The organism is Symbiopectobacterium purcellii, assembly GCF_019797845.1.
Classification (GTDB): domain Bacteria; phylum Pseudomonadota; class Gammaproteobacteria; order Enterobacterales; family Enterobacteriaceae; genus Symbiopectobacterium; species Symbiopectobacterium purcellii.
Genome location: NZ_CP081864.1, coordinates 20,295 through 45,017 on the forward strand (window position 1 = coordinate 20,295; position 24,723 = coordinate 45,017).

General features: G+C 50.5%; 21 protein-coding genes and 3 pseudogenes. 12 read left to right on the forward strand and 12 right to left on the reverse strand.

Annotated features, from left to right (window positions below; genetic code table 11):
- The first annotated feature begins 70 nt into the window (after window positions 1-70).
- Window positions 71-1,114, forward strand: coding sequence for a LacI family DNA-binding transcriptional regulator (locus tag K6K13_RS00080; RefSeq protein ID WP_222159015.1), 1,044 nt, complete (start codon window positions 71-73; stop codon window positions 1,112-1,114).
- A gap of 185 nt (window positions 1,115-1,299) precedes the next feature.
- A complete protein-coding gene (locus K6K13_RS00085; RefSeq protein WP_222159016.1) occupies window positions 1,300-1,653 on the forward strand; it encodes a hypothetical protein in 354 nt (117 codons plus the stop codon).
- 79 nt (window positions 1,654-1,732) lie between these two features.
- Here the strand turns inward: K6K13_RS00085 and K6K13_RS00090 are convergent, their stop codons facing one another.
- Genes K6K13_RS00090 through K6K13_RS00110 form a run of 5 tightly spaced genes read right to left on the reverse strand, consistent with a single transcriptional unit; the run spans window position 1,733 to window position 6,522 of the window.
- Window positions 1,733-3,154, reverse strand: coding sequence for an FAD/NAD(P)-dependent oxidoreductase (locus K6K13_RS00090; RefSeq protein WP_222159017.1), 1,422 nt, complete (start codon window positions 3,152-3,154; stop codon window positions 1,733-1,735).
- Window positions 3,151-3,459, reverse strand: coding sequence for a (2Fe-2S)-binding protein (locus tag K6K13_RS00095; protein WP_222159018.1), 309 nt, complete (start codon window positions 3,457-3,459; stop codon window positions 3,151-3,153). The genes K6K13_RS00090 and K6K13_RS00095 overlap by 4 nt, the downstream gene beginning before the upstream one ends.
- A complete protein-coding gene (locus K6K13_RS00100) occupies window positions 3,419-4,537 on the reverse strand; it encodes an NAD(P)/FAD-dependent oxidoreductase (RefSeq protein WP_222159019.1) in 1,119 nt (372 codons plus the stop codon). The genes K6K13_RS00095 and K6K13_RS00100 overlap by 41 nt, the downstream gene beginning before the upstream one ends.
- A gap of 25 nt (window positions 4,538-4,562) precedes the next feature.
- On the reverse strand, window positions 4,563-5,300 hold the full coding sequence (locus K6K13_RS00105) for an aspartate/glutamate racemase family protein (RefSeq protein ID WP_222159020.1): 738 nt from the start codon (window positions 5,298-5,300) through the stop codon (window positions 4,563-4,565).
- A gap of 13 nt (window positions 5,301-5,313) precedes the next feature.
- Window positions 5,314-6,522 carry a MalY/PatB family protein gene (locus tag K6K13_RS00110; protein ID WP_222159021.1) on the reverse strand — a complete coding sequence of 403 codons (1,209 nt, stop codon included), beginning with the start codon at window positions 6,520-6,522 and terminating at the stop codon, window positions 5,314-5,316.
- Between the two features lie 248 nt (window positions 6,523-6,770).
- Here K6K13_RS00110 and K6K13_RS00115 point away from each other — a divergent pair, with 248 nt between their 5' ends.
- Window positions 6,771-7,469 (forward strand): GntR family transcriptional regulator, encoded by a 699-nt coding sequence (locus K6K13_RS00115; protein ID WP_222159022.1) that lies wholly within the window; start codon window positions 6,771-6,773, stop codon window positions 7,467-7,469.
- 37 nt (window positions 7,470-7,506) lie between these two features.
- Here K6K13_RS00115 and K6K13_RS00120 read toward each other — a convergent pair whose 3' ends face one another.
- The 3 genes from K6K13_RS00120 to K6K13_RS00130 form a co-directional block, all read right to left on the reverse strand.
- A complete protein-coding gene (locus K6K13_RS00120) occupies window positions 7,507-9,114 on the reverse strand; it encodes an ABC transporter substrate-binding protein (RefSeq protein WP_222159023.1) in 1,608 nt (535 codons plus the stop codon).
- Between the two features lie 156 nt (window positions 9,115-9,270).
- The gene (locus K6K13_RS00125; RefSeq protein WP_222159024.1) at window positions 9,271-9,540 is read right to left on the reverse strand and encodes a hypothetical protein; all 270 of its coding nucleotides are present in this window, start codon (window positions 9,538-9,540) and stop codon (window positions 9,271-9,273) included.
- 108 nt (window positions 9,541-9,648) lie between these two features.
- Complete coding sequence (locus K6K13_RS00130) at window positions 9,649-10,002, reverse strand: YceK/YidQ family lipoprotein (protein ID WP_222159025.1); 354 nt, start codon at window positions 10,000-10,002, stop codon at window positions 9,649-9,651.
- Between the two features lie 289 nt (window positions 10,003-10,291).
- Here K6K13_RS00130 and ibpA point away from each other — a divergent pair, with 289 nt between their 5' ends.
- The 8 genes and pseudogenes from ibpA to K6K13_RS00170 all read left to right on the forward strand — a co-directional run bounded on the left by ibpA (window position 10,292) and on the right by K6K13_RS00170 (window position 19,434).
- A complete protein-coding gene (ibpA, locus tag K6K13_RS00135) occupies window positions 10,292-10,705 on the forward strand; it encodes a small heat shock chaperone IbpA (RefSeq protein WP_222159026.1) in 414 nt (137 codons plus the stop codon).
- A gap of 117 nt (window positions 10,706-10,822) precedes the next feature.
- Window positions 10,823-11,278: a small heat shock chaperone IbpB gene (gene ibpB, locus K6K13_RS00140; RefSeq protein ID WP_222159027.1), complete on the forward strand. Its 456-nt coding sequence runs from the start codon at window positions 10,823-10,825 to the stop codon at window positions 11,276-11,278.
- Between the two features lie 198 nt (window positions 11,279-11,476).
- Window positions 11,477-13,139: pseudogene (locus K6K13_RS00145) on the forward strand (putative transporter).
- 707 nt (window positions 13,140-13,846) lie between these two features.
- Window positions 13,847-15,260 (forward strand): annotated as a pseudogene (locus tag K6K13_RS00150) (anion permease).
- A gap of 113 nt (window positions 15,261-15,373) precedes the next feature.
- On the forward strand, window positions 15,374-16,978 hold the full coding sequence (locus tag K6K13_RS00155; protein ID WP_222159028.1) for a sensor histidine kinase: 1,605 nt from the start codon (window positions 15,374-15,376) through the stop codon (window positions 16,976-16,978).
- Between the two features lie 2 nt (window positions 16,979-16,980).
- Entirely contained in the window at window positions 16,981-17,703 is a 723-nt protein-coding gene (gene dcuR, locus K6K13_RS00160; protein WP_222159029.1) for a two-component system response regulator DcuR, read from the forward strand.
- Between the two features lie 303 nt (window positions 17,704-18,006).
- Complete coding sequence (locus K6K13_RS00165) at window positions 18,007-18,699, forward strand: VUT family protein (RefSeq protein WP_222159030.1); 693 nt, start codon at window positions 18,007-18,009, stop codon at window positions 18,697-18,699.
- Window positions 18,700-19,434 carry a metallophosphoesterase family protein gene (locus tag K6K13_RS00170; RefSeq protein ID WP_222159031.1) on the forward strand — a complete coding sequence of 245 codons (735 nt, stop codon included), beginning with the start codon at window positions 18,700-18,702 and terminating at the stop codon, window positions 19,432-19,434.
- Here K6K13_RS00170 and K6K13_RS00175 read toward each other — a convergent pair.
- The 4 genes from K6K13_RS00175 to K6K13_RS00190 all read right to left on the reverse strand — a co-directional run bounded on the left by K6K13_RS00175 (window position 19,427) and on the right by K6K13_RS00190 (window position 23,013).
- Window positions 19,427-19,924: a hypothetical protein gene (locus tag K6K13_RS00175; protein ID WP_222159032.1), complete on the reverse strand. Its 498-nt coding sequence runs from the start codon at window positions 19,922-19,924 to the stop codon at window positions 19,427-19,429. The two genes, K6K13_RS00170 and K6K13_RS00175, sit on opposite strands and share 8 nt — an antisense overlap.
- Window positions 19,925-20,578 (reverse strand): XRE family transcriptional regulator, encoded by a 654-nt coding sequence (locus tag K6K13_RS00180; RefSeq protein ID WP_222159033.1) that lies wholly within the window; start codon window positions 20,576-20,578, stop codon window positions 19,925-19,927.
- Between the two features lie 491 nt (window positions 20,579-21,069).
- Complete coding sequence (locus K6K13_RS00185) at window positions 21,070-21,453, reverse strand: VOC family protein (RefSeq protein WP_222159034.1); 384 nt, start codon at window positions 21,451-21,453, stop codon at window positions 21,070-21,072.
- 165 nt (window positions 21,454-21,618) lie between these two features.
- Complete coding sequence (locus tag K6K13_RS00190) at window positions 21,619-23,013, reverse strand: 2-hydroxycarboxylate transporter family protein (RefSeq protein ID WP_222159035.1); 1,395 nt, start codon at window positions 23,011-23,013, stop codon at window positions 21,619-21,621.
- A gap of 539 nt (window positions 23,014-23,552) precedes the next feature.
- Between K6K13_RS00190 and K6K13_RS00195 the strand changes: the two are divergent.
- A pseudogene (locus K6K13_RS00195) lies at window positions 23,553-24,292 on the forward strand (IS5 family transposase).
- Window positions 24,293-24,723: the final 431 nt, after the last annotated feature.

Below are 24,723 nucleotides of genomic sequence, written 5' to 3' on the forward strand. Positions count from 1 at the left end.
GTTATACTGCGAGCGGCGTTTCCCGTCGGAGAAACGCCCTTCGCGATGGAGTGTTATTCAGGATCTCACTATGGCAAAAACGGTCGAGCAGATCGCCAATGATTTAAATCTCTCCATCACCACCGTTCGGCTGGTGCTGAACGGTAAAGCCGAGCAATACCGTATCAGCGCCAAGACGCAGCAGCGGATAACCCACTATGTGACGGAGCATGGTTATACCGTTAACTACACGGCGCGCAGCCTGAAATTAAATAAAACCGACACGCTGGGTCTGATTATTCCCCGCCTCTCCAACCCGTTTTTTTCCACGCTGGCGGAGAAGTTGGAGATCCGCTGCCGGGCGGCAGGCTATCAGTTGATGATCAGCTGTACCTACAGCGATGCAAAGTATGAAAACAAACTGGTAGACGCGCTGCTGCAACGCAACGTGGACGGCCTGTTTGTCGTGCCCTCTTCGCGTCAAACACAACTGCACCATGTGAAAATGGTCAACCGCCCGCTGGTGGTACTGGACCGTGATTTCGGTGCAGAAGACGTTTCTCTGGTAGTGAGTGATAACTTGCAGGGCGGTGTTCAACTGGCACAGGCGATGTTGGCACGCAGCCTCGACAAAGGGACGACACTCTGCGATGAGCCGCTCTATTTTATGGCGGGAGACACTCGGCAGCCGGCGATAAAGGAGCGCCTGAAAGGGTATCAGCAGGCGTTGCTGCAACACGGCATCAAGGCGCCGGCGGAGTGGATTTTGCAGGCCGAACACAACCGCCGCGAAGACGGTGTCGCCATGATGCAAACCTTTCTTGCACGTCATGCCCACGCGCCTAAAGCCTTTATCGCGTCATCTTTGCCCGTGTTGGAAGGGGTTCTGAGCGCGCTGCGTGAACGTTATGGCGCAATCCCCGCCGACATGAATATTGGCACCTTCGATGAGCACGCCATGTTGGGTTTTCTCGCCAATAATCTCTGGTCAATGCGGCAGGATGAAGACGCCTGGGCGGAGCAGGCATTTACGCTGATGCAGCGCGCCTTGCACGGAGAAAATCCGCTGGCGCGAGCCATTATTCCCATGACGTTAATTCATCGGCGTCAGGCATTGAGCGACCTTTCCTCGTAAAAATCCGCTTCATATCGCGGTAATCACCGCGAAAATGCAAGAAAATCGTCATGTGATATGTGTATACTCTTGATACGATTATACTTTTTTGCATGGCTACTGATTGGCAACCCCGTCAGTTTTCGTGTTTGCGGGTACTGAACACACAGTGTAATACGCGATTAAAAAAACAAGAGGCACATTGCGTGAAGCGATCCTATTTTTTATATTTTGGCAGTAATAGAAATAAGGAAGATGTTAACGCGTTGTTGAGTCAATATTGGGATATCGTTTGTGTGGCTCACGATAATTATTATTGTGGTCGCTATTATTTATATTCCGGTTTTTATGCCGATCGACTCACCGTGAAAGATAATAAAATTGCAGGGACGGAGGAGTGGCTCGATGAGGATAATCGTCACTACCGTACCCTTATCGAAGTGTCGTTTATTCATGGACGTAATGCAGATAAATTGAACCGGTGCGAATTTATTAAAGAAGCGTTCGCACAATTGAAAATCGCCGAGGTCATCGGCGATAAATGTATTGAAGAGATTTAACGCCTATACCCTGTGCGCCGTACCCGATGGCGCAGCACTGTCCGCGTCCAAACGTACCGTGTCAATCGCTGACGACTATTTATGTCTCGCTATCGTCACTGCTGAGCGCCAATTGCGCCAAGGTGACAGGTTTAAGGGGAAAACGGGCGCGCGCGTATCCGGTTTCTGATACGTGGCGCTGCTGCGTGTCGGCCAGAATAACCGCCGCGTTGTGCCCACACATCCGTCCCTGACAGGGGCCCATGCCGCAGCGGGTAAATGCCTTCAACTGATTCATGCCGATGCAACCCGCGCGCGCGGCCTGACGAATTTCCCCGGCGCTCACCTGTTCACAGCGGCAGATGGTCACGTCGTCGTGCGGTTTTTGTGCCTGTTTGGGGATGGGGTAAAGCGCTGCCAGAAAGGGGCGCAGCGAACGCAGCGCGGCGCGCTGTTGCCGCAGTGCAGTATGTTGTTGCTGATAGTCATCTTCTGCGAGCTTGCCGGCTGCATGCACAATGCTTAATGCGGCCAACTGTCCGCTGAGTATTGCCGCTTCTCCCCCCTCAATGCCGCCCGCGTCCCCCGCCAGATAGATGCCGGATTGACTACTTTCCTGACGTTCGTCCACTTCCGGCTGCCAGTAATGTTGCTCATCATCCCAAACCAGTTTACAACCGAGGGCATTGGCGCACTGCGTGGCTGGGATCACCCCGATATGGCTCAATACCGTTGAGGTAGTGCGCTGTATTGGATGGCCTCGATGTGAAAAACGCACGGCGGTGACCTGCGTTTCTCCTTCAAGGGCAATATCGGTGACGCCTGAATAATAAGGCACTTTGGCGCGTTGCAGTTCGCGCAGCAGTGTGATGCCTTTGAACAGATCGCGTGACGTATGCCGTAATGCTTTTGGCAACCGAGGCAGCGCCCGCAGATAATCCTGCGTGCGCGTGGTGTCCAGCACCGCTTGAATTCGGCCTCCCGCACGGATCACCTGCGCGGCGAACAGCAACAACAGTGGACCGTTGCCCACCAGAATGCTGTCCGCCGGGGGCAACAATCCCGCTGATTTCATTAACAGCTGTGCGGCACCCACCGTCATCGCACCGGGCAATGTCCAGCCCGGCAGCGGGAAGCTGCGCTCTTGTGCGCCGGTTGCTAGCAGAATAAAACGGGCTTGCACCACATGCTGGCGTGGGGACTCGCTCTGTTCCAGCAGATAGACCTGTTTCTCTGACGTCACCTGCCAGACGACAGTACGCGCCAGATAGCGCACGTGGGGTAAGAAGGCGACGTCTGCCAGGCTGCGGCGTTCGCTGTACTCTTTGCCGAACAGGGTTTGTGGGTTGGCAAACGGAGACTGGGTAACCTGTCGCAGTAGTTGACCGCCCGGTAACGGATTTTCATCGGCCAGCCAGACGGACAAGCCTGCTGCGCTGGCGATCTGCGCGGCTTTCAGCCCGGCCGGGCCTGCGCCAATAATCAGCAGGTCGCAGGTATTCACTGTTGTGGTCTGGGTCATGATAACACTCTCGGGCCCCGAGGCAGGGTCACTCGCATACCGTCACGCACTGGCGTCATGCAAGATTGCACGTTGGGAATATCATCTACCGTGACACGACATTCGAAGCAGACGCCCATCATGCAAAACGGGCCGCGCGGCTGCTGATCAATGGCAGTATGGCGCGTGGTGGTGATGCCGTTTGCCAGCAGCGCGGCGGCCAGCGTCCAGCCAGCGCGTGCGGTAATGGGCTCATCGTTCACCCACAGGGTGATTTGCGGTGCATCAACCGTGGGTAGCGGCTGGAACCGGGAAACGCTGGACATGAAATACCTCGAAAAGCGAAGGAAGTGCACCGCCTAAAATCCACGCAGGGAGCAGCTCGCTATGCAGCGCTGCCAGGGTAACACCGCTGTGGCAGGTGACGGCAAAAGCGCCGGGGTAGCGACGGGATTCATCATAAACCGGCAAACCATCAGGCGTCATGATTCGCAACGCGCCCCAGGTGCGTACAATTTGCGCGTGGGCCAGACAGGGGAAAGCGCGTATTGCCCGTTGGGCAATCTGCTGTTGAACCTCTGGCTGCGTCTGAGTGTTAAACCCGACATGCTCTTGCGAGTCCCCGCTCATCACCGTGCCCTCCTGCGTTTGCCGTAGCAGGTTGGAGGGATAGCGCAGAAAAGGAGCCAGCCGTTCGGTCACCAATACCTGACCGCGCACCGGTTCAATCGGGATAGAGAGATCGACCTGTGCCCCAAGGCGCGCATTTTCCAGCCCGGCGGCCAGCACGATACGTTTGGCGTGCCATTTGCCCTGCGGCGTGTGCAAGGTGAAACCGTCCTGATGGCTTTCAATCTCACTGACCGGATGGGACGGAAAATAGTGCCCGCCCGTCTCCTGAAAGGCGCAGGACAGTGCGCGCAGCGTCAGTAGCGGATTGACATGGCCGTCATGGGGCGAATAGATGGCACCGGCTATGTGGCGTGATGCTTCAGGCACATGCTGGCGCAGCGTGGCGTTATCCCACACCTCGTAGCGAAAATCCGGATTGCCCTGTTGCAGCTTACTGACATTGCGTATGGCGCTGGCCAGAGCGTCTGGCGTCAAACAGAAATTGATGCCGCCGGGCTGAGACAAGCCGCAATCAATATCGGTTTCAGTGCGTAGGCGCTGCGCAAAGTCGGGCCAGCGTGTGGAGGCAAGGCAGGATAATTGGCTGTAAGGTGGACAATTGACGCCTTTGCCCTGCACCCAAATCAGGCCGAAGTTACCGCGCGAGGCGCGAAAATCGGTGTCGCCGCCGTCGAGAATCGCAGTATGGGCGTGTTGGCGCTGCAAACCATAAGCGATGGCGTGGCCGACGATGCCGCCGCCGATCACGATAACGTCATAGCGTTGTGTCATGAAGGGATTACCTGATGAAAACCTGTTACCGGCACCAATTGTCTCCCCCATCATAAGCGCGCGGTTGCAGCGCGCTATAGAACCAGCGTACCAACGATACGGTGTCGAATACCGGCAAACCAAAGTGAGCATGCAGCGTGGCGCTGAAGGGGGCCAGGTTGGTGCATTCGAGCACCAACGCCCCGGTTTGCGGGTAGCGCGCCAGCGCCTGCTGCGCGGTGGCTAGCACTTCTTGCTGTAAAATAGCATACGGGACGCTGTCGTCTCCGTCACGAATTGAACGCACAAACTCGGAATCCGGGGCCATCCCCACCACGTGCGCATCGCTGGGGATACCGACTTTTTCCAGATAATCGCCGCGCAGTGCGCGATCGTCGAAGGTCAAGATCAGCGGTGTTTTCCCAGCGGGAAGCAGGCGCTGTACCAGCGGATATTGCAGCAGGCTGCTGGTGACAATCGGCACCGGCGACCAGGCTGCCAACTCTTGCTGATAGTAGGAGAGGAAGCCGCAACTGGTGGTCAACCCATCAACGCCCTCGTCGATGAGGGCCTGCGCTGCACGTTTAAACGGCTCCAGCAAATCGTGTTGATCGAGGTGGCCCATCCGCTGTGGGATGGCCTCTTCCACCACCCAATAGCGTACCGGAAACGGCCAGGTGCCGGGGTTGCCAATATCGCCCAGATAGCGGCGAAAATGGGTTTTTACCATCAAAATACCGAGTGTGGCCGGTGGTGTGGCAAAGCCAGTGTGAATGTCTGACATGATTAGGGTTCCGTTAAGCGCGCCGGGAGGCGGCAATCACTGCGTCCAGAATTTGTTGCAGCAGCGCCTTTGACGTGGCGAAGTTGAGGCGTGCAAAAGCTTCTGCCCCGGGGTTAAAGGTTTCACCCGCGCTGAGCGCCACTTTGGCATGCTCTAGATAATACGCGCCTGCGGCGCCAGGTAAGTGCAGATCGCTAAAATCCAGCCAGGCGAAGTAGGTTGCTTCGGGGGGGTGGACGCGCACCTCCGGCAGGGCGGTGCGCACCGTGGTGATCACTTGATCACGCCGCTCCAGCAGATAATGGCGTGCGCCTTCCAACCAACTGTGGCCGCGATCCCAGGCGGCCACGGTAGCATCAATGCCGATACCGGAGGGGTAGCCTAAGATCCGGGCGGGCAGACGTTGGGTAAAGCGCTGTTTTAGCGCGCCGTCACCGAAGTACATCAGTGCACAGCGCAGCCCGGCGATATTGAAACTCTTACTGGCTGAGTTCAGGGTGATGGTGCGTGCCGCAAGTCCCGGTGCCACCGTAGCAAACGGAATATGTTCCTGCCCGGGATACACCAGATCGGCATGAATCTCATTGGCAATCACGATCAAATCATGGGCTTCGGCCAGTGCTGCCAGCTTTTCCAGTTCATCACGCCGCAGTGCGCGACCGGTGGGGTTGTGTGGGTTACACAGCAGCAGGATGCGCGTGTTGGCGTCAATCTGGTTGGCAAGATGATCGAAATCGATTTCATAGCCCTGACCGTTGTCCACCAGGGGGCTGGCCTGTAAGCGGCGGCCGGTGTCATGGATGACATCATAAAAGGGTGGATAGCTGGGGGTTTGCAGCACAATACCGTCACCTGGCTCACTGAATGCCAGAATCAGCAAATAGACTGCCTGCACCAATTCGTTGAGTGCCAATACGTTGGCTGGGTCGGTTTCCCAGTCAAACTCGCGTGCAGTATAGCGACTGAAGGCGCGCGCCAGCAAATGCTCCGCCCGGTCGCGTTGCCGGTAAGGGTAGCAGGTATCCTGAGCCAGATACCAGTGACGTAATACGTCAGCAACGGCAGGCGCTGGGGCGAAATCCATCTCCGCCACCCAGGCGGGGAGAATCTCCAGCGCGTGATACTGCCACTTCATGCTTTGGCGACGGCGCAGCGTTTCTAGCGGCAGCGTGTATTGCTCGGCAAACTGTTGCGCGATACCGGCATCGTAATGTGTGCTCATGTTATACCACCTGCGGGATGCGTTTCGGCAAGGGCATTTTCAGCCAGGAAACCGACGTATCAATGGGCAGATGCATGAGGATTCCTTCTGTTTTATTTGCCGTTGACAAGCCAATCATGGTTGGCTAAGTTGCGGTCAAATTAACAAATATATATTTTATATTGTATAAACTTTATCAGCTATGCATTGCCATTTAACGCATATGGCAGAGTGGTTATCCTGGCCGATAAATCAGCAATGAGGGCGCTATGGATCAGATTGACGCAACAAACCGGGCCAGCCCGGCCCCCCTTCCCGTCGTGGTGGTTGACCGGCGGCCACTGACCGACCGCGTGGCGGACTATGTGCGCGATCTGATCGTGCAGGACATCCTGCAGCCCGGCGATCCCATCAATGTGCAAAGCATTTGCAGCACCCTGCAAATCTCGCAAACCCCGCTGCGTGAAGCGCTGAAAATGCTGGCGGCCCAGGGGTTGGTGGATCTGCGCCCCAATAAGCGCGTGGTGGTAGCGTCTCTGGCGGCGAATGAAATCGAAGACATGCTGGTGGTGTATACCGAAATGGAAAAACTGGCGGGTCGACTGGCGGCATTGCAAGCGACACCGGACGATCTGCACGCGCTACAGCAGCAGGAACAGGCGCTGATGGCGGCGTTTCACGCAGGAGAGTCACTGCGCTATTTTCATGCCAACCAAGCCTTTCATCAGGCATTGGTGCACGCTTCGCACAATGCGACACTGATCGAGCTGCACAATAATCTCAATGCCCGTCTGTATCGCACGCGTTTCAAAGGAAATCAGTGGAATGCGCGCAGTGGTGACTGGCAGCGCGTGGCTGAAGAGCACAGTAAAATTCTGCGCGCCATCGAGACGCGCGACGGTGATCTGTGCGCGGAACTGCTGGCTCGTCACCTGAACGGTGCGCGTGCCTCCTTGCACGCGGACTGATCCGGTTAGCCTCCCCGCGGATGCCGCGGGGAGCATCTCAGGGTTTAGGTTCTACCCATACCCCCGCCAGATTCCCTTCAACACCATCTGCCGTTGGCGAATGGTCGTGAACGCGCGGGTTGTAAATGGTGATGAACTGCGGCGACAGCAGGTTAATGTCAGGCGCGTCATGCATCACGATGTGCTGGAACTGACGGAACTGCGCGATGCGTTTGCCATTGTCGTTCTCCGTCTGCGCGGCTTCCAGCAGGCGATCGACTTCGGGGTTAACGTAGTGCGAGGTGTTGGAGAACGGTAACCCGACGCGGTAGTTCTTCGACCAGTAGAGGCGCTGTACGCCTGCGGTTGGATCGTACAAGTTGGCAAACATGTTTAACGCCAGCGCAAAGTCGCGATCGGTGTACACGCGTTTGGTGTGCGATGAAATGTCCGATGAACGCAGCGTTACTGCAACCCCAATTTTCGCCAATGCTGCCCGTGTGAAATCGGCGATACGACGGAAAGCATCGTCGTAGGTGTTGTAGTCCAGCGTGATGCTAAAGCGAGTGCCGTCTGCGCCGCGCGGGTATCCGGCTTCATCCAGCAGGCGGTTAGCGGCCGCCAGATCGAAGGGGTACGGGGTCGGCGACGGATCGTGGAAGGTTTTCAAACCGGGGGCAACGGGAGATGCCGTGGGCGTCGCCAGACCGAAGTAGGCAATGCGCACCAGTGCATCCCTGTCAATGGCGTGAGAAAACGCCTGGCGCACACGCAGGTCTTTGAAAATCTTGTCATCCAGATTGAATTGCAGCGATGCGACGCTGTAGGAGTAATTGTTCCCTTTGGTGTCAAAGCCCAGCTTACCCTCTTTCTTCAAACGGGCAATTTCACTCAGCGCCACCGGCGTTCGGTAAGCGATGTCTGCATCACCGGTTTCCAGCGCCAGTGTGCGCACCACGGCATCCGGCGAGAACTTGACGATCAACTGGTCCAGGTAGGGTTTTGGGTTATCCCAATAGTTGGGATTGCGTTTATAGACAATGTGGCTACCGCGTACCCATTCGCTGAAAATATACGGACCGGTGCCGACTGGCGCATTGTTATTGGCATTCTTCAGCGGATCGCTACCCGGCACGTCATAAATGTGTTTTGGCAGAATCGGTGTTTCGCCGGCGGCAAACGCGCGCAGCAAATAAGGGGCCGGATGTGATAACTCAAAGACGGCAGTCAGCGCATCGGGGGCTTTAATGTCGTTAACGTTAGCAAAGGTGCTTCTGGCGCGTGGGTGGATTTGTTTTAGCAACTGAATGGAATAGGCCACGTCAGCGGAAGTAAAAGGCTGGCCGTCGTGCCATTTCACCCCCTGACGCAAATGAAACGTATAGGTTTTGCCATCGGGACTGATATCCCAGGACGTTGCCAGCTGCGGCTGTGGATTAAGGTCGTAATCGTAGGTCAGCAGCCCTTCTGTGACTTTGCCACTGACCGCAATCGCTGGCTGAGCGACGGTCGCGAGTGAAACCAATGTGGATGGCTCACTGGACAGTATCAGCGTCAGTGTACCGCCGCGCTGCGGCGTGGTGGCAGCGTGTGCGCTGGCAGCCAGCCATCCTGAAAGCAGCAGGGCGTTGCCTCCCCAGCGAGACAAACGGGTAAACCATGACATAAAACCCCCTGGTTGAAGATCAAAAAAACAAAAATGAGCGAATGAAATTCAACCTAACAAATATATATTTTATATTGTATAAACTTTATGGGATAACCAATTGCGTAAACTGGAAATGCAGGCCACACGGCCTGTCAATGCCTACCATTCAACGTCTCACAGCGCTTTTTCTTCCTCCCCGATCACAATCATTTTCTGAGGAGCATGAAGCCATATGCTTTTTACACGCGTAGCTTGGCGAAAAGCCACCGTACCCGCGGGGGGCATCGGCATACGCTCGCAACGTGTCAATTCAATACCGTCATTATCTATTTGATCAAGTTGGCTCAGGCGGTGAGATTTTTGAAGCACGTGGGGTATAAATTCCCCTGTACTGACGCGAAACAAGCGGGAAAGACTGTCTAGCTTCATTAACTTCATATCCATAGACGCTCAGGTGGCAATATGCCCCCGAAATAACGGCGCTATTATGCTGATAAATAAAGATATGTTTGTCAAAAATCGGTCTGTTTGATAGACCGTATGGCAAACAGGCTAGGGATGCGCAGTGCTGGATTGCACGGCACTTGCGGGGATGATGGGGAGTGCTTCATCGTGGTGGATGCGTGCGCGTAACGAATCGTCCGGCTTTTCTTTGCCGGAGCGCGAATAGTCATAGGGCAGCAGCAAGGTATCCATAAAGGCAGAAAACGGCATATCAAGGATAACCAGTGGCGTCATGGCCCAACTGGCATCTTCACCGTGCAGGGCGTCCATATCCGCACGCGTACCAGAGTAGTAACCCTGATGGGGACCGGTGTGCGTCATCACACTGGAACAGCCGCCGGTAACTGCCAGTCCGCTTCCTGCTATCAATAAAGAGAGTGCAGTACGTCTCAGTACTTTCATATCGCTGTCCATTGAGAAATGGTCGGCTCACGCCAGGCCTTGCCACGGTATAACAGGCTATAAGTAAGATGTCATGTTTTGTGCTGTGGTGGTAGTACTTCATTTTCCGATAAATTTTTCGGAAAAGGAAAAATTGATTCGATCGCGGCCTTGAAAGTTTGAGCCCGGTCCCCATCTTTATTGTAGCCCCAGATTATGACGCTATGCCGACAGGGTAGCCGATGGGGTGTAGGGCCTGTCTATCAAAGAAGGCTCATATCAATCCTCGCTGAATGTTTAGGAGGCTGTAATGCGCAATTTCGATTTTTCTCCCCTGTATCGTTCCGCCATCGGTTTCGATCGTCTGTTTAATCTGCTGGAAGCCGGACAAAGTCAGGGTAACGGTGGGTATCCTCCCTACAATGTTGAACTGGTGGATGACAACCATTACCGCATTGCCATCGCTGTCGCGGGTTTTGCCGAGCATGAGTTGGAGATTACCGCTCATGACAATCTGCTGATTGTGAAAGGCGCACACGGCGGTGAGCCGGTAACACGTAACTATCTCTATCAGGGTATTGCTGAGCGCAATTTTGAGCGCAAATTCCAGTTGGCTGAGCACATTCAAATTACCGGTGCCAATCTGGAACATGGCTTGTTGTATATCGACCTGGCGCGCGTGGTGCCGGAAACGATGAAGCCGCGCCGTATTGATATCAAGTAAGTCGACGTTAACGTTTAGCACCCAGTTTTAACGCCCGCCCGCCGTTAGGGGGCGAATTCGGTGGAGCCTGTCTGCTCCTCTGAAGGCACATTCTCGCTTCAAAGAAGGAGTCACATTATGCGTAACTATGATTTATCACCGCTGCTGCGTCAGTGGATCGGTTTTGACAAATTGGCCAGTTCAATGCAGGGCAGTCAGGAGGCCGTTGAGTTTCCTCCCTACAACATTGAGAAAAAAGACGACAACCACTATCGCATCACGCTGGCTCTGGCCGGGTTTCAGCAAAGCGAACTCGCGATCGAAGTGGAAGGGCCACGTCTGACGGTAAGCGGTACGCCGACGCTGCCGGAGAAAAAAGTGGAATATCTGCATCAGGGACTGGCGTTTAAACCGTTCACCCTGAGCTTTACGCTGGCGGAGCACCTGTCTGTTTCCGAGGCGAAATTTGAACTCGGTTTGCTGCATATTGATCTGGTGCGTGAAGTACCGGCAGAACTGCAACCGCAGCATATCGCCATTGGCGGCAACCGCCCTGAGTTGACGCACGCGCCTGAATCGGCCAGCGATGCTTAATCCGTAAAATAACGCGCAGCGTTTGTTACCGATCCCCGGTTTTGCCGGGGATTTTTATTTCCCTATCACCCATAAGGATTTGTGCTGGAAGGCACGGATTCTCGCTTCCCCTTCTGCCAGACTGCCTGTCAGTGGCGCTTTTGTCGCGTAGGTCTAGACTGATTTTCAAGCGAAAGACGGCTGCACAAGGATACGGCTATGAGTGATATCGCACTGACCGTGAGTATGCTGGCGTTAGTAGCAGTATTGGGGTTGTGGATAGGCAATTGGCGCATCTACGGCGTTGGCTTGGGCATTGGCGGCGTGCTGTTTGGCGGCATTGTGGTCGGCCATTTTGCCCAATATTTCCAGTTCACCCTCAACAACGACATGCTGCACTTCATTCAGGAGTTTGGGCTTATCCTGTTTGTCTACACCATCGGCATTCAGGTGGGGCCCGGCTTCTTCTCTTCTTTACGCGTTTCTGGCCTGCGGCTAAACGGCTTCGCGTTACTGACCGTGCTGTTGGGCTGTATCGTCACCATCATCATCCACAAACTGTTTGCCGTGCCGTTGCCGATTATTTTGGGGATTTTCTCCGGTGCGGTGACCAATACGCCGTCTCTCGGCGCTGGGCAGCAGATCCTGACCGACTTAGGCTCTAATCCGGCACAGGTCACCCTGATGGGAACCGGGTATGCAATGGCTTATCCGCTAGGCATCTGCGGCATCTTGCTGGTGATGTGGCTGCTGCGCGTAGGGTTTCGCATCATGGTTGAGGCGGAAGCCAGGCAATTTGATAACAGCAATGGTCATCACCATGAGCAGTTGCAAACCATGAACATCAAGGTGAACAACCCGAACTTACAGGGATTGGCCATTCAAGATGTGCCGATGCTCAATAGCGATGCGATTGTCTGTTCCCGCCTGAAACGCGGTGATACGCTGATGGTGCCTGCGCCTGCCACCTTGATTCAATTGGGCGATTATCTGCATCTGGTCGGAGCCCGGCATGATTTGGATCAGGCACGTCTGGTGATGGGCGATGAGGTGGATACGTCGCTCTCCACGCGTGGTACGGATCTGCACGTTGAGCGTGTGGTCGTGACCCATGACAAAGTGCTTGGGCGAAAAATCCGTGAGTTGAACCTGAAACAGAATTATGACGTGGTGATCTCGCGGCTCAACCGTGCCGGTGTTGAATTGGTTGCCAGTAATAATGCCACTTTGCAGTTTGGCGATATTCTTAACCTGGTGGGACGCAAGGCAGCCATCGATGCGGTGGCGGATATTGTGGGTAACGCCCAGCAGAAGCTACAGCAAGTGCAAATGCTGCCGGTGTTCATCGGCATTGGTCTTGGCGTGCTGGTAGGCTCGGTGCCCCTGTTTATTCCTGGTTTCCCCGTCGCTCTGCGACTTGGATTAGCCGGAGGGCCTTTGGTGGTGGCGCTGATCCTCGGGCGAATCGGTGGCATTGGGAAGCTCTACTGGTTTATGCCGCCCAGTGCGAATCTGGCGTTGCGCGAATTGGGTATCGTGCTGTTTCTTTCCGTGGTAGGGCTAAAATCGGGCGGCGATTGATTTTTTTGATACCCTGTTATACGGTGAGGGCATCTGGTGGGTAGCCTACGGTGCCTGCATTACCATCATTCCACTGCTAATCGTCGGTGTGTTGGCTCGAATGCTCGGGAAAATGAATTACCTGACGTTGTGTGGAATGTTGGCAGGCTCAATGACAGATCCGCCTGCACTCGCTTTTGCCAATGGATTGCACGCCACCAGTGGGGCTGCCGCGCTCTCGTATGCAACGGTTTATCCTCTGGCGATGTTTTTGCGCATCATGTCCCCTCAACTGCTGGCGGTATTATTTTGGAGCCTGTAAGTGATAATGATGTGGGCAAGAGAATAATGCGGTATTATTTATCGCGATATACCCGTCCTACTTCAAGCTACAGGTGCGTTGGCTGCGCTCATTATTCGGCCCATCCTTGGGCCTCACCTCTAACGAGGCCGCCGCAAGCGGCGTTCAAATCTGTTCCATACAGATTTGTCACCCGAATCACTGACCTGAGTAAGCGCATCGGGATTCATTCGCTGGCCCTAAAGGGCCAGCGCAAGCGCTGTTCAAAACGTTAACGTGTTGTCCTGCAACTCGAATTATTTAGGGTATATTATCTTATTTAGTGCATCACTTTTTCTAATAACTTAATTTCCATTTATTACCCCGTGATTGATCACGCTTTTTTTCAGAACACATCATGCTAAATGAATAATATATTTAAACTATTAAATCGGTTTAGTAAGTAAAATAACGATCATTAAACTGCCGTTTACTCTATTATATTCTACGTTAATCATACGATTTGATGGGGCGAGAAAAATACCCTGACCAATTGTTTTCTCGCCTTTTTTTCTGCTGCTGATGTATCCGCTTTACAAAATATCCTTATTACCGAATTAGAATGACAATCAAGAGAATAAGATATTGGTAATCGGGGTGATGAAGGAAGAATAACGAAACACTGCTCCTCCGCACTGCATTGGGTGGAAAAAACGAATTCCGTTTTAATCTTCTAGCGTGGTGTTTTTATGTCTGCAAACAGTAGCAGGTTAGTTAAGCTCCTCATCATTATCGGTATTGCTGTCGCGTTATGGTTATTACCCGTGCCAGAGGGCGTCAAGCCTGATGCCTGGCACCTAATGGCTATCTTCATTGCCACCGTTATTGGTCTTATCCTCTCCCCGTATCCCCTCGGTGCCATGGCGATGTTCAGTTTGACGTCCGTGGCGATCCTTGGCTTGCTCTCGATTAAAGACGTGTTGGCCGGGTTTAGCGACCCGACCATCTGGATGATTGCCTGCGCCTTCTTTATCTCGCGCGGCTTTATCAAAACTGGCTTTGGTCGTCGTATCGGTTTGCTTGTTCATCAGTAAACTGGGTAACAGCTCGCTTGGTCTGGCCTACGGCCTGGTGTTCACTGACCTGCTGTTTGCCCCGGCGATGCCTTCCACTTCGGCGCGCTGCGGTGGGATCATCACGCCGCTGTTCCGTTCTATCGCTGAGGCCTATGATTCTACGCCAGAGAAAGGCACCCAGCGCCGTATCGGTGCGTTTCTGGTGCAGTCCATTTTCCAGTGTAATGCCATTACCTCCGCCATGTTCATGACCTCCATGGCCGGTAACCCGATGGTGGCAAAACTGGCGGCGCAGCTCGGTATTCACATCAGTTGGACCGATTGGGCGCTGGCAACGCTGGTGCCGGGTATCCTGTCTCTGGCACTGATCCCTTATCTCATCTATCGCTTCTATCCGCCTGAATTGAAACAAACTACGGAAATGCGTGCCATTGCCGTGGAGCGTTTGCGTGAAATGGGGCGTATGACGCGCGATGAGTGGGTGGTGTTAGGTGTATTCCTGGGTCTGGTTACCTTCTGGGTGTTGGGTTCCACGCTGAATATCGATGCAACCTTGACTGCGTTGGCGGGGCTTAGCGTGCTGCTATTGAGCCGTGCGCTGAGTTGGGATGACGTGGTCGGCGAGAAAGAAGCCTGGCACACCGTGGTATGGTTCGCCGTGCTGATGACGCTGGCAGGGCAACTGAACAAGATGGGGTTGATTGCCTGGTTAGGGCAACTGGCCGGCAACGCTGTCAGCGGGTTCCACTGGTTACCGATGCTTGGCATCTTGCTGCTGGTTTACTACTACAGCCACTACCTGATGGCGAGCGCGATTGCCCATATCAGCGCCATGTATGCCATCTTTGTTTCCATTGCCTTAGCGGCAGGCGCACCGCCGATGTTGACCGTGCTGGCGTTTGGTATCTTCAGTAACCTGTTCATGTCCACCACGCACTACTCAAGCGGTCCGGCACCGATCCTGTTTGGGTGTGGTTATATGCCGCTGTCAACCTGGTGGAAAATTGGCTTCTTGATCAGCCTGGTCGTGATTCCTATCTGGCTGGGTATTGGCGGCATGTGGTGGAAGGTATTGGGATTCTGGTAATCCCCGTCAGACTGCGATTTTCGTTGCCCCGTAACGCGGGGCAATAACGCAGGACGATAAATACGGCAAAACAGGTTAAGATAAGGATATCCAAGGTGATTCCGGAGCAAGACATGAGCAGGACAAAAGCACCGATGAAGCTGGGAACCTCCGTTTTTCTGATGGTCTCTGTCGTGCTAGGCGCAGTGTTGCTGGTGGTCTATGCTCTGCTGTTTTTCCGCATTAACCAACTCTCCGAAGACAGCTTGCGCGACAAGGCGTTTGCCATCGCGCGCACCTTTGCCGCTTCCCCGGTGGTGATTGATGAGTTGCAAGGATTAGGTAACGCCGAAGCGGTGCAGCGCGCTGCTGAGACCATCACGCACCGCAATCAACTGCTGTTTGTCACCGTGACCGACATGGACACGGTGCGTCATACCCACCCGGAACGGGAACGCATCGGTGAACATTTTGCCGGGCGCGACATTTACCCTGCACTGTTTGGGCTGGAAAATACGTCGATCAACCGCGGCACGCTAGACCCGGCGTTGCGGGTGTTTACCCCGGTTTTTAATAATGATGGCAAGCAGGTCGGCGTTGTGGCGTTAGGCATTGCGCTGACCAGCGTGCAGAAAGTGATCAGTGAAAACCGTTGGATGATCCCCTGGGCGCTGCTGGCCGGAGCGTTGGTTGGCGGACTCGGCACACTGGTGCTGGTGAAAATCCACAAGCGCATCATGCTGGGGTTTGAACCCTATGAGATTTCCAATCTGTTTGAGCAGCGCAACGCTATGCTGAAACAGATCAAGGAAGGGGTGATTGCCGTGGATGAAAACGGCCGTATTACGGTGATTAACGATGAAGCGCGCAGGCTGTTCCGACAAGGCAATATGGCGGCCAATGCCTCGGCAGAAACCATCAGCGAGCAGTGGATGGAGCACCTTCGCCTCAGGCAAGTGCTGGAAAGTGGTATCGCTCAGCGTGATGAAGAGATCAATATCAACGGCAACTTGTTGCTAACCAATACCGTGCCAGTGACGGTGAAAGGTAACGTGATTGGTGCTATCGCCACGTTCCGCGACAAGACTGAAATTGGCCAGTTGTTGCAGCGCTTGACGGGGATGTCCTATTACGCCGATGCGTTACGAGCACAGTCCCACGAGTTTATGAACAAGCTGCATGTGATTTTGGGCATGCTGCATTTGAAATACTATTCGCAGTTGGAAGACTATATTTTAAAAACGGCGAACAACTATCAGGCAGAAATTGGCTCGATTATTCGCAAGGTGAAATCGCCAGTGATTGCCGGGTTCTTACTGGGTAAAATCAACCGGGCGCGCGATCTCGGCATACAGCTGTCAATAACCGAAGAGAGCCTGTTGCCCGAAACCGACGATATGGATGCCACCAATGAGTTGATCACCGTTTTGGGCAACCTGATTGAGAATGCCATGGATGCAATGAGTAACATGGAAAACGGAGAAATCAGCGTGAGCTTCCATCATCAGGATGGGCGCTTGCACTGCATCGTGGGCGATGATGGCCCCGGTATTACGCTGGAAAATCAGCACCGTATTTATGAACAAGGATTCTCCACCAAGGGATCCGGGCGTGGAATCGGTCTTTACCTGACCAAGCAGAGCCTGGAAAAAGTGGGCGGCAGTATCGATTTTGAGTCGGAACCTGAGGTGTATACACAGTTTTTCGTGAATATCCCTTATCAAGCCAAGGCTGTTTAACCATGATAAATGTACTGATTGTTGATGACGATGCCATGGTTGCAGAACTTAACCGTTCCTATCTGAGCCAGGTGCCCGGTTTCAACTGTTACGCAACGGTGCCAACCTTACAGCAGGCGCGAAATTTACTGATGCAACCCGATTCCGAGATCGATCTGGTGCTGCTCGATATCTATATGCAGCAGGATAACGGGTTGGATCTGCTGCCGACCATTCGTGAGTTCAGCGAACAAACGGACGTGATTATCATCTCCTCCGCCAGTGATGTGTATACCATCAAGAAAGCACTGCATTACGGCGTAGTCGATTACCTGATCAAACCGTTCCAGTTCTCTCGCTTTGAGCAGGCGCTGACCGCCTACCGCGAAGAAGCGAATCTGCTGAAACATCGAGAATTTGTTGCCCAGTCGGATATTGATAGCCTGATTCGTCGCACCAGCGGCGGCGTGGCCGGCGAGCGTAAAAAACTGCCGAAAGGGCTGACCAGCCTGACGCTACGCACCGTCTGCGAATGGATTGAAGGCAACCAGGGGGCTGAGTTTTCCACGGAAATGCTGGCGAACGCGATTGGAATCTCTCGCGTATCTTGCCGTAAGTATCTGATATATATTGCTGATACTAATATTCTTGCCACCAATATCCTCTACGGATCGACCGGCCGCCCTGTCTACCTTTACCGCCTGCTGCCCGAGAAACAAGACGCACTGCGCCAGTATTGCGAGTAGTATGCTGCTTATCTCCTCGCGCTATCGTGTAGACGATAGCGCGATGTTGTAACCATCCTGTTCTTTCTATTTTATCCGCGCATTATCATCGGTTTGGTATTGGCATCTCCACACAGCATTGTCCTCTTTTTATATTTCAATCAAGGCTCAATAAAGAAGTATTTTCTATAAATAAATAATCACTGATGATGCTAAGTTTACTCGGCAGTTGCTAAAGTTGATTCGTTTTCAGAATCAGGCTTCTGCAGCGACTGTCCGTTAGCCAGAGATAGCGTAAGAAAATATAATAGTAGAGGAGTATGGATGCGCTCTGACCTCAAACTGTATGGTCTATTTGTTGGTTTAAATGTGACCATAATGGTAACTTGCGATACGCTTGTATATAAAGTTTATGAAATAGCTGATTTTAAAATAACAGCGAGCGGTATTGTTTTTTCATTTTGCTTTTTGTTTTCAACGCTGCTGACTGAGGTTTATGGATACAGACTGGCTGTCCGCTCTATATGGATCATGGTTTTTTGTCAGTCTTTATATGTTATTTTATTAAATATAAATGCATTAATTCAAATTAATAACAATGATATCTCAAAACACTATTACGGGCTTTATTATGATTTTTGGCGCGTAATGATCGGGTCGTGGCTTTCAGTCCCGATTTCTTATTTTATAAACGGCTTCATTATCTCTAAAATGAAGGTGATATTCTCCGGTCAATGGTTTTTTGTCCGTTATGTTCTCGGTTCAATGTGCACTCAAGCTGCATTATTGCTGACATCTTATCCTATTAGTCTCTCGGGCAAGTATTCTTTTGATGAGTTGGTGAATATAATATCTACCACATGGAGTTATAAAGTTGTTATATCTATTTTGTTATTGCCTTTGGCAATATATTTGGTAGGGTTGGTGAAGAGAGTAGAAAAAATAAATCATTTCGATTTTAAAACATCGTATAACCCATTTAATGTTTATGGTGCTAAAAAAGATAAGGAAAATTAAATGCGAGTTTTACATATCACTGATACACACCTTTTTTCAGATAAAAATAGCGTGCAGGCAAAAATTCATTATAAAAATTTTATAAATGCTATCAGCTATTTTAATGAAAATAGAAAAATATTTAATGTTGATCGTATCATTGTTACCGGTGATATTTCTCATGATGGCGGCTCATTAAGCTATGAACTGTTTTTTAAAAATATGGACAGGCTGAGTCTTCCTTATGCTGTTTTGCCCGGCAACCACGATGATATAGCACGTTTAGAGGCTGCAATGAAAGCCGCCAAGCATGCAGTAACTGTTGAGCAGCTATCTACTGCATCATGGGCCTTATTTGGTTTAAGCAGTGTTGTACCGGGCGAAGACTATGGGGTAATAAGAGAAGAGACATTGTATAAGCTGCGGGAGGATTTAGCAGGCACGGCATGTGAGAATATTGCAATTTTCTTACACCACCATCTGCTTCCTGTTGGTACGCCATTAGTTGATGTCTGTAAACTGGTGAATGCCGATGACTTGCTAAGTATTTGTCATGATAGCCCAGTAAAATTTATTGGTACGGGTCATGCTCATACCTTGTTTCAGCGTAAGGTAGATAACATTCTGATATCTGTTTCTCCTGCGCTGTGCTCTCAGTGGGAAAATGGGGCATCCACTGTGAGTATTGTGACTAATTCTGGTTTCAGCATTATCTCTTTTGATGAAAATCTATTTATAGAAACACATTTTATTTAATGATCGTTAACGTGGGTTTACCTCCTTCTTTTTTTGATAAACTTGGCGTGGAAAGATATTCAGCGATCTCTCTGCCTTTTTTAAATCCGGTATGATAGGCTATTCTTGACGCATCCATGACGTCTGTACAGTTTACAATTTCACGATCTTTGATAAATTCTTGACCAGTAATAGTGATTTTTTTTCCTTTGCTGGTTAAAGTCCATATATCCATTCTACCTTCTTTGCTAATATAAAATTTATCGCTATTTATTTTTCTAATTGCTTCAATCTCAGCGATAAGCGCTATATCTCTTGGGTTTACCTGTCGTAGGAAATCACCGTCTTTGAGTTGCGCCCAACTCTTTTTTACAAAAGTATGAGTGCCATACTCTTTAAAAACCCAGTTTATTTCAGTTGTATAGTCAACTGTTCTATCAAGTGTATAAATGAAGGCCGGAGAGAAAACATGTTTTATTTTTTTTATTATAAATAATAAATAAGATTCCATTTATTTCAACCTGTTTATTTTGTTAAGCAATACGCCGATGATGACATATTCGGTACATTCAGTAATGTTAATCTCTGACTCTAGAGAAATATTGCTGAACTGAAACCCATTAACACCCAAAAAAACGCGGCGAAAGCATATGGGATATTCTTTGATTTTTACTAATGCGATATCGCCATCACAAACATTTTCATTAGCTGAGACAATGCAGATGGTTCCTCTTTCAAACTCTGGTGATAGCGCGTTGTTTGATATTTCTATGCAAAATAAGGAATCATCTTGTAGGTTATCAACTTCTGTTGAGTAAGTTTTTGTCGCAAAGAAGGTCTTGGCGAGATAGCCATCTATTTCATCATATCTTATCAAAGGTAAGGATTTTACTTTTCCATGAGCGCTAGATTCTTCTGAAAGATTGTTGTCGGTTAAATCCCCTATGCTTACTTGAAAGAAATCGGCTATTGACGACAGTGTCATAATTGTTGGGTTGCCATGCCCCTTCTTGAGATTGTTAATGGTCGCAACGCCAACGCTGGTTCGATCGCTGATTGATTGCGTATCTGTATTTTTTAATGACATCAAGTAGTTTAAGTTTTTACTAATTTTTTTCAGATGGTTATCTATTTCTTCTTCAGCAAGATCATTTTTTGATTGCATTATATTACCTGTTTTCTACATTATAATGTTAGCGTTGATGATATATTATGTAAGAGGGTGTTATCATAGCATCATCGTTTATTATAACTAGGTTTGCTAGTTGAATGACACCTGATTTTTGGTATTCAGCACCAGGGATTTTTTTTTTGAAAAACACCTTATGATGACAGTTAAATAGGTGTAAATATAATATTTTAGACAGATGAAATGAAACGCTTTGCTATTTAGTTTTTGTGTGTGCGAATTAATCGCTTTCTTATGTGTGAAAGCGTCTTTGGGATAATGTGAGGTGATTTTTTTCAACCATGAATATTCTTTGCGGTGCTAGTGGTCAGCGAGGTTCTCTCTATCATCTGCTACTGGAGAAACAAGATGCGCTACGCCAGTATTGCGAGTGACCAGTACGTTCATGTGAAATAAGGAAGACCACGACACGCTGAACTATCCCCACCGTGTCGCGGCTCTGTTTTATATTACCTTGGGTTCAACGATTATGCCTCCTCTTCAAGAAAACAGACTCTGAGGCGGTGTCCATCAGGATCGAGAACGGCAAACGAATAACCAAAGTCGAGCTTGGCTGGTTTTTGGATAACGGCGACTTGATGCTGTGTCCCCCAGGTTTGATAAAGCGCATCAACCTCTGGTTTATTCTGCACCGTAAACACAATCTCACCCGAAGGTATGTTGGCAATCTGGTTGACGCCAGGTTCTACGGTGTAGCATGACCATAGACCGAGCTTAAAGCCATTTTCAAACACAAATAGCGCAAAGGTAGGGCTTTTTTCTACGGGTTTGATGCCAAATAGCCCGGTGTAGACATCGGCACTTTTTATTACGTTACTGACATAGAGAATTGAAATATCGGCGGATAGCATGGCGATCTCCTGAGTAGTAGACCGCCATGCTAATCAGGCGCAGTGACAGTTTTTGTCAGCAGTCTGTGCCCGTCATACTTCACGTTGCAGGTGCGTGGGTTGCGCTCGTTATTCGACCCATCCCTGGGCTTCATCTCTATCGAGGCCGCCGCACGCGGGATTTCCTTACAACAACCAGCCCATCAGCAGCGTCGCACCGATCACGGTAGAGGCACCACCGATGCGCGTTGCGATTTGTGCAAACGGCATCAGCGACATGCGGTTGGACGCCGAAAGAATGGCGACGTCTCCGGTGCCACCCAGGCCGCTGTGGCAGGTGGTGACGATGGAGGCTTCAATCGGATACATGTTCAGACGCGGTGCAATCAAAAAGCTGACCAGCGCCATAGAAAGTACGACTGAGCCGCATACGATAACGTAGCCAACGTAGCCAACGTAGCCAACGTAGCCAACGTAGCCAACGTAGCCAACGGAGAACACGGCAACCACGCTTTCCAGCGGAATATAGAGCATTCCCAAGCCAATCATCAACGGCCAGACCAGTGAACTGGAGACGAATTTATAGACGCTGTGTGCGCCGGTTTCCATGCTAGCGGGAATAACGCGGCTGTATTTGCAGAACACGGCAATCAGGATCATCAGTACCGGGCCTGGAATGTGTACCAGCTGCTCAAACAGGCCACCGACGATAAAGAAGGCGCAAATCATCAGCAGGCCACCACCCATCAGATGGAAATCCACCGGTTTTGGTGTGTCGTTTACCGTGAACAGGTTCTGCTCTTCGTCACTGCGTACCAGACGCCCTTCGCCGTTTAGATCCTTACGGCGCATACCGAGACGAGATAGGATGCCCGCGCAGAAAATGGCGAAGATATTGCCCACCACCGCCGCGGGGGCCAGTTGCGCCACATAGACATCCGGTGCCTGACCCAACAGTGCGGAATAAGCCAATGACAACGGTAAAATGCCTTCACCAATACCGCCGCCAATAATGGGTACGATGATAAAGAAGAAGGTGTGATACAGGCTGTAGCCGCACAGTTTACCGACCAGCAGGCCCGTTACCACCGCGGTGGCGGTACCGATGACCAGCGGCACAAACATACGCACCATCCCTTGAATCAGGATCTTGCGGTTCATGCCTAAAATACTGCCGACCACCAGGCATGCGATGACGAAGTAGAGAAAGTTTGCTTCCTTCATCAGCAGGTGCACGGTCTTCATGGTGTTGTCGTTAAACAGGTGAAAGTAGACCAGAATAGAGGGCACCATCAAACACAGGATTGCCGGGCCGCCGACATCTTTAAATACCGGAATAGTATGGCCAATATGCGCCAGCAAAAAAACCAGCGTCATAATAACGGCAAAGCCACCGATCATATTTTTCGGCAGATAGCCTTCGTACGCAGCAGCAAAAACTACAGCCGCGATAGCAATAAATAATGCAACGGGTACTGCACCAATTTTAATTTTTAACAGTTGGGTGAAAAACGATAGTTGCGACGTTGAGTCGGCAGCGAGCGTGCTCTCGTAGAGGACATCGGTTTCAGTTCTTTTCATTATGTTTACTCCGCGTAAACGGGTTATATATTTACGGGTTGTTTTTATTGTTAGAAAGCTAAGTGTTTTACTATCAAAGAGTAAGGTGGTGCTTAAGATGAATAGTTGAGTCAGTAGATATATTATCTCTGAGTAACCTGTCATGATTAAATGTTAAATATAATAAAACATCCATGAGCAAATGAAGTAATTGTGAGGCTTGCGACAACTCTTTTTTAAATAAGTTATCTCAAATTAATGTAATTAAATTTATTTTTTATTCTCAAGGGCGTTTTTCATGAGAAACAAAATTAATTATTAAATTATTCTATCGGTAATATAATTAAAGAATGAGATTTAAAATTAAAAAAATACGCTTTGTGTGGTTATTTTGTCATTATTTGACGCTTCTCGGCTGACGGTTACCTGGGATTCATTGTGAGAAGTTTTTTCATGTAGCGTAACTAGGGCCTGTTGACAATCATCGCCAAGAACCTGTTTTTTTGTAAAAGAATCTGTTTACATTCTGTCTTTTTTGGAAAAGCAGAATGCCAAGATTGATGCTCAGTGATGACCAATACGAACGGATTAGCCCGTTTTTGCCGGGAAAGGATTCGGAGCCGGGACGAACAGCAGCAGATAATCGGCTTTTTGTCGAAGCGGTTTTATGGATCGCCCGAACTGGAAGCCCATGGAGAGATTTACCACCCGATTTCGGACTCTGGAACAGTGTGTACAAACGCTTTGCCAGATGGTCACGGGCAGAAATATGGCATTCCGTTTTTGCTGAACTTGCGGGCGATGCCGATTTCGAGGAAATCTTCATCGACAGCACTATCGTACGGGTTCATCAGCATGCAGCGGGCGCTCCCAAAAAAACGGTGACCAGTCGATTGGTCGTTCTCGCGGGGGATTGACAACCAAGATTCACGCTCTGGTTGATGGGCTGGGCATGCTTGCCCGTTTTAGTTTGACTGGTGGTCAAAAGAGCGACACCAGAGAAGCATTGCCTTTACTTGGTGAATTGAAACCTTCAAGCTTGGCTGCAGACAAAGCCTACGATACGAATGTGATTCTACAATATCTGGAGTCGGTAGGCATTCAGGCTGTCATCCCCAGCAAAGAGAATCGCCGTGAGCAACGCCCACTGGACAAACATCTTTACGCTTCACGCAATTTGATCGAACGTTTCTTTTGCCGTATCAAGCAATTTCGACGCGTAGCTACACGCTTCGACAAACTCTCAAAACGCTTCGCATCATTCGTTGCGCTCGCTGCTGCATTCGTCTGGCTGTGTTAATTGTCAACAGCCCCTAGTTAGCGTCAGGCTAATGATGTCTGTGATTGTTATCACTAATTCTTATGTTCTTTCGGAATTTTTACCTGACATTAACGTTTTTAACAAGCGTTGTTGCTCATTGATTCATCATTTGACATAAGATTTTTCATGTTTTTTTTGTGGTGATAATTTCTGTATTAACAAAAATTTAAAGATTATTATCTGGCAAGATGATTGTATTTTTTGATGTTTTTTGATGTTTTTTGATGTTTTACAGATTGTATGCTATTGGTGAATAAGTGGCGATTTTGTAAATCCACACCCATTATATTGACGTTAGGGTGATCTTTTGCCACATTGACGGGGTTGGAAGGGGGGACAACGGATTGTCAGGCTGATGCCGGGTTCGCAAACCTATCCGCAGGCCACTCTCATATACTGCCTCGTCGCCC

Bases quoted from the DNA above. Each gene is read 5' to 3' on its own strand.
- K6K13_RS00080 (WP_222159015.1), top strand. From the start codon at position 71: ATGGCAAAAACGGTCGAGCAGATCGCCAATGATTTAAATCTCTCCATC.
- K6K13_RS00090 (WP_222159017.1), bottom strand. From the start codon at position 3,154: ATGACCCAGACCACAACAGTGAATACCTGCGACCTGCTGATTATTGGC.
- K6K13_RS00095 (WP_222159018.1), bottom strand. From the start codon at position 3,459: ATGTCCAGCGTTTCCCGGTTCCAGCCGCTACCCACGGTTGATGCACCG.
- K6K13_RS00100 (WP_222159019.1), bottom strand. From the start codon at position 4,537: ATGACACAACGCTATGACGTTATCGTGATCGGCGGCGGCATCGTCGGC.
- K6K13_RS00105 (WP_222159020.1), bottom strand. From the start codon at position 5,300: ATGTCAGACATTCACACTGGCTTTGCCACACCACCGGCCACACTCGGT.
- K6K13_RS00110 (WP_222159021.1), bottom strand. From the start codon at position 6,522: ATGAGCACACATTACGATGCCGGTATCGCGCAACAGTTTGCCGAGCAA.
- K6K13_RS00115 (WP_222159022.1), top strand. From the start codon at position 6,771: ATGGATCAGATTGACGCAACAAACCGGGCCAGCCCGGCCCCCCTTCCC.
- K6K13_RS00120 (WP_222159023.1), bottom strand. From the start codon at position 9,114: ATGTCATGGTTTACCCGTTTGTCTCGCTGGGGAGGCAACGCCCTGCTG.
- K6K13_RS00125 (WP_222159024.1), bottom strand. From the start codon at position 9,540: ATGGATATGAAGTTAATGAAGCTAGACAGTCTTTCCCGCTTGTTTCGC.
- K6K13_RS00130 (WP_222159025.1), bottom strand. From the start codon at position 10,002: ATGAAAGTACTGAGACGTACTGCACTCTCTTTATTGATAGCAGGAAGC.
- ibpA (WP_222159026.1), top strand. From the start codon at position 10,292: ATGCGCAATTTCGATTTTTCTCCCCTGTATCGTTCCGCCATCGGTTTC.
- ibpB (WP_222159027.1), top strand. From the start codon at position 10,823: ATGCGTAACTATGATTTATCACCGCTGCTGCGTCAGTGGATCGGTTTT.
- K6K13_RS00155 (WP_222159028.1), top strand. From the start codon at position 15,374: ATGAGCAGGACAAAAGCACCGATGAAGCTGGGAACCTCCGTTTTTCTG.
- dcuR (WP_222159029.1), top strand. From the start codon at position 16,981: ATGATAAATGTACTGATTGTTGATGACGATGCCATGGTTGCAGAACTT.
- K6K13_RS00165 (WP_222159030.1), top strand. From the start codon at position 18,007: ATGCGCTCTGACCTCAAACTGTATGGTCTATTTGTTGGTTTAAATGTG.
- K6K13_RS00170 (WP_222159031.1), top strand. From the start codon at position 18,700: ATGCGAGTTTTACATATCACTGATACACACCTTTTTTCAGATAAAAAT.
- K6K13_RS00175 (WP_222159032.1), bottom strand. From the start codon at position 19,924: ATGGAATCTTATTTATTATTTATAATAAAAAAAATAAAACATGTTTTC.
- K6K13_RS00180 (WP_222159033.1), bottom strand. From the start codon at position 20,578: ATGCAATCAAAAAATGATCTTGCTGAAGAAGAAATAGATAACCATCTG.
- K6K13_RS00185 (WP_222159034.1), bottom strand. From the start codon at position 21,453: ATGCTATCCGCCGATATTTCAATTCTCTATGTCAGTAACGTAATAAAA.
- K6K13_RS00190 (WP_222159035.1), bottom strand. From the start codon at position 23,013: ATGAAAAGAACTGAAACCGATGTCCTCTACGAGAGCACGCTCGCTGCC.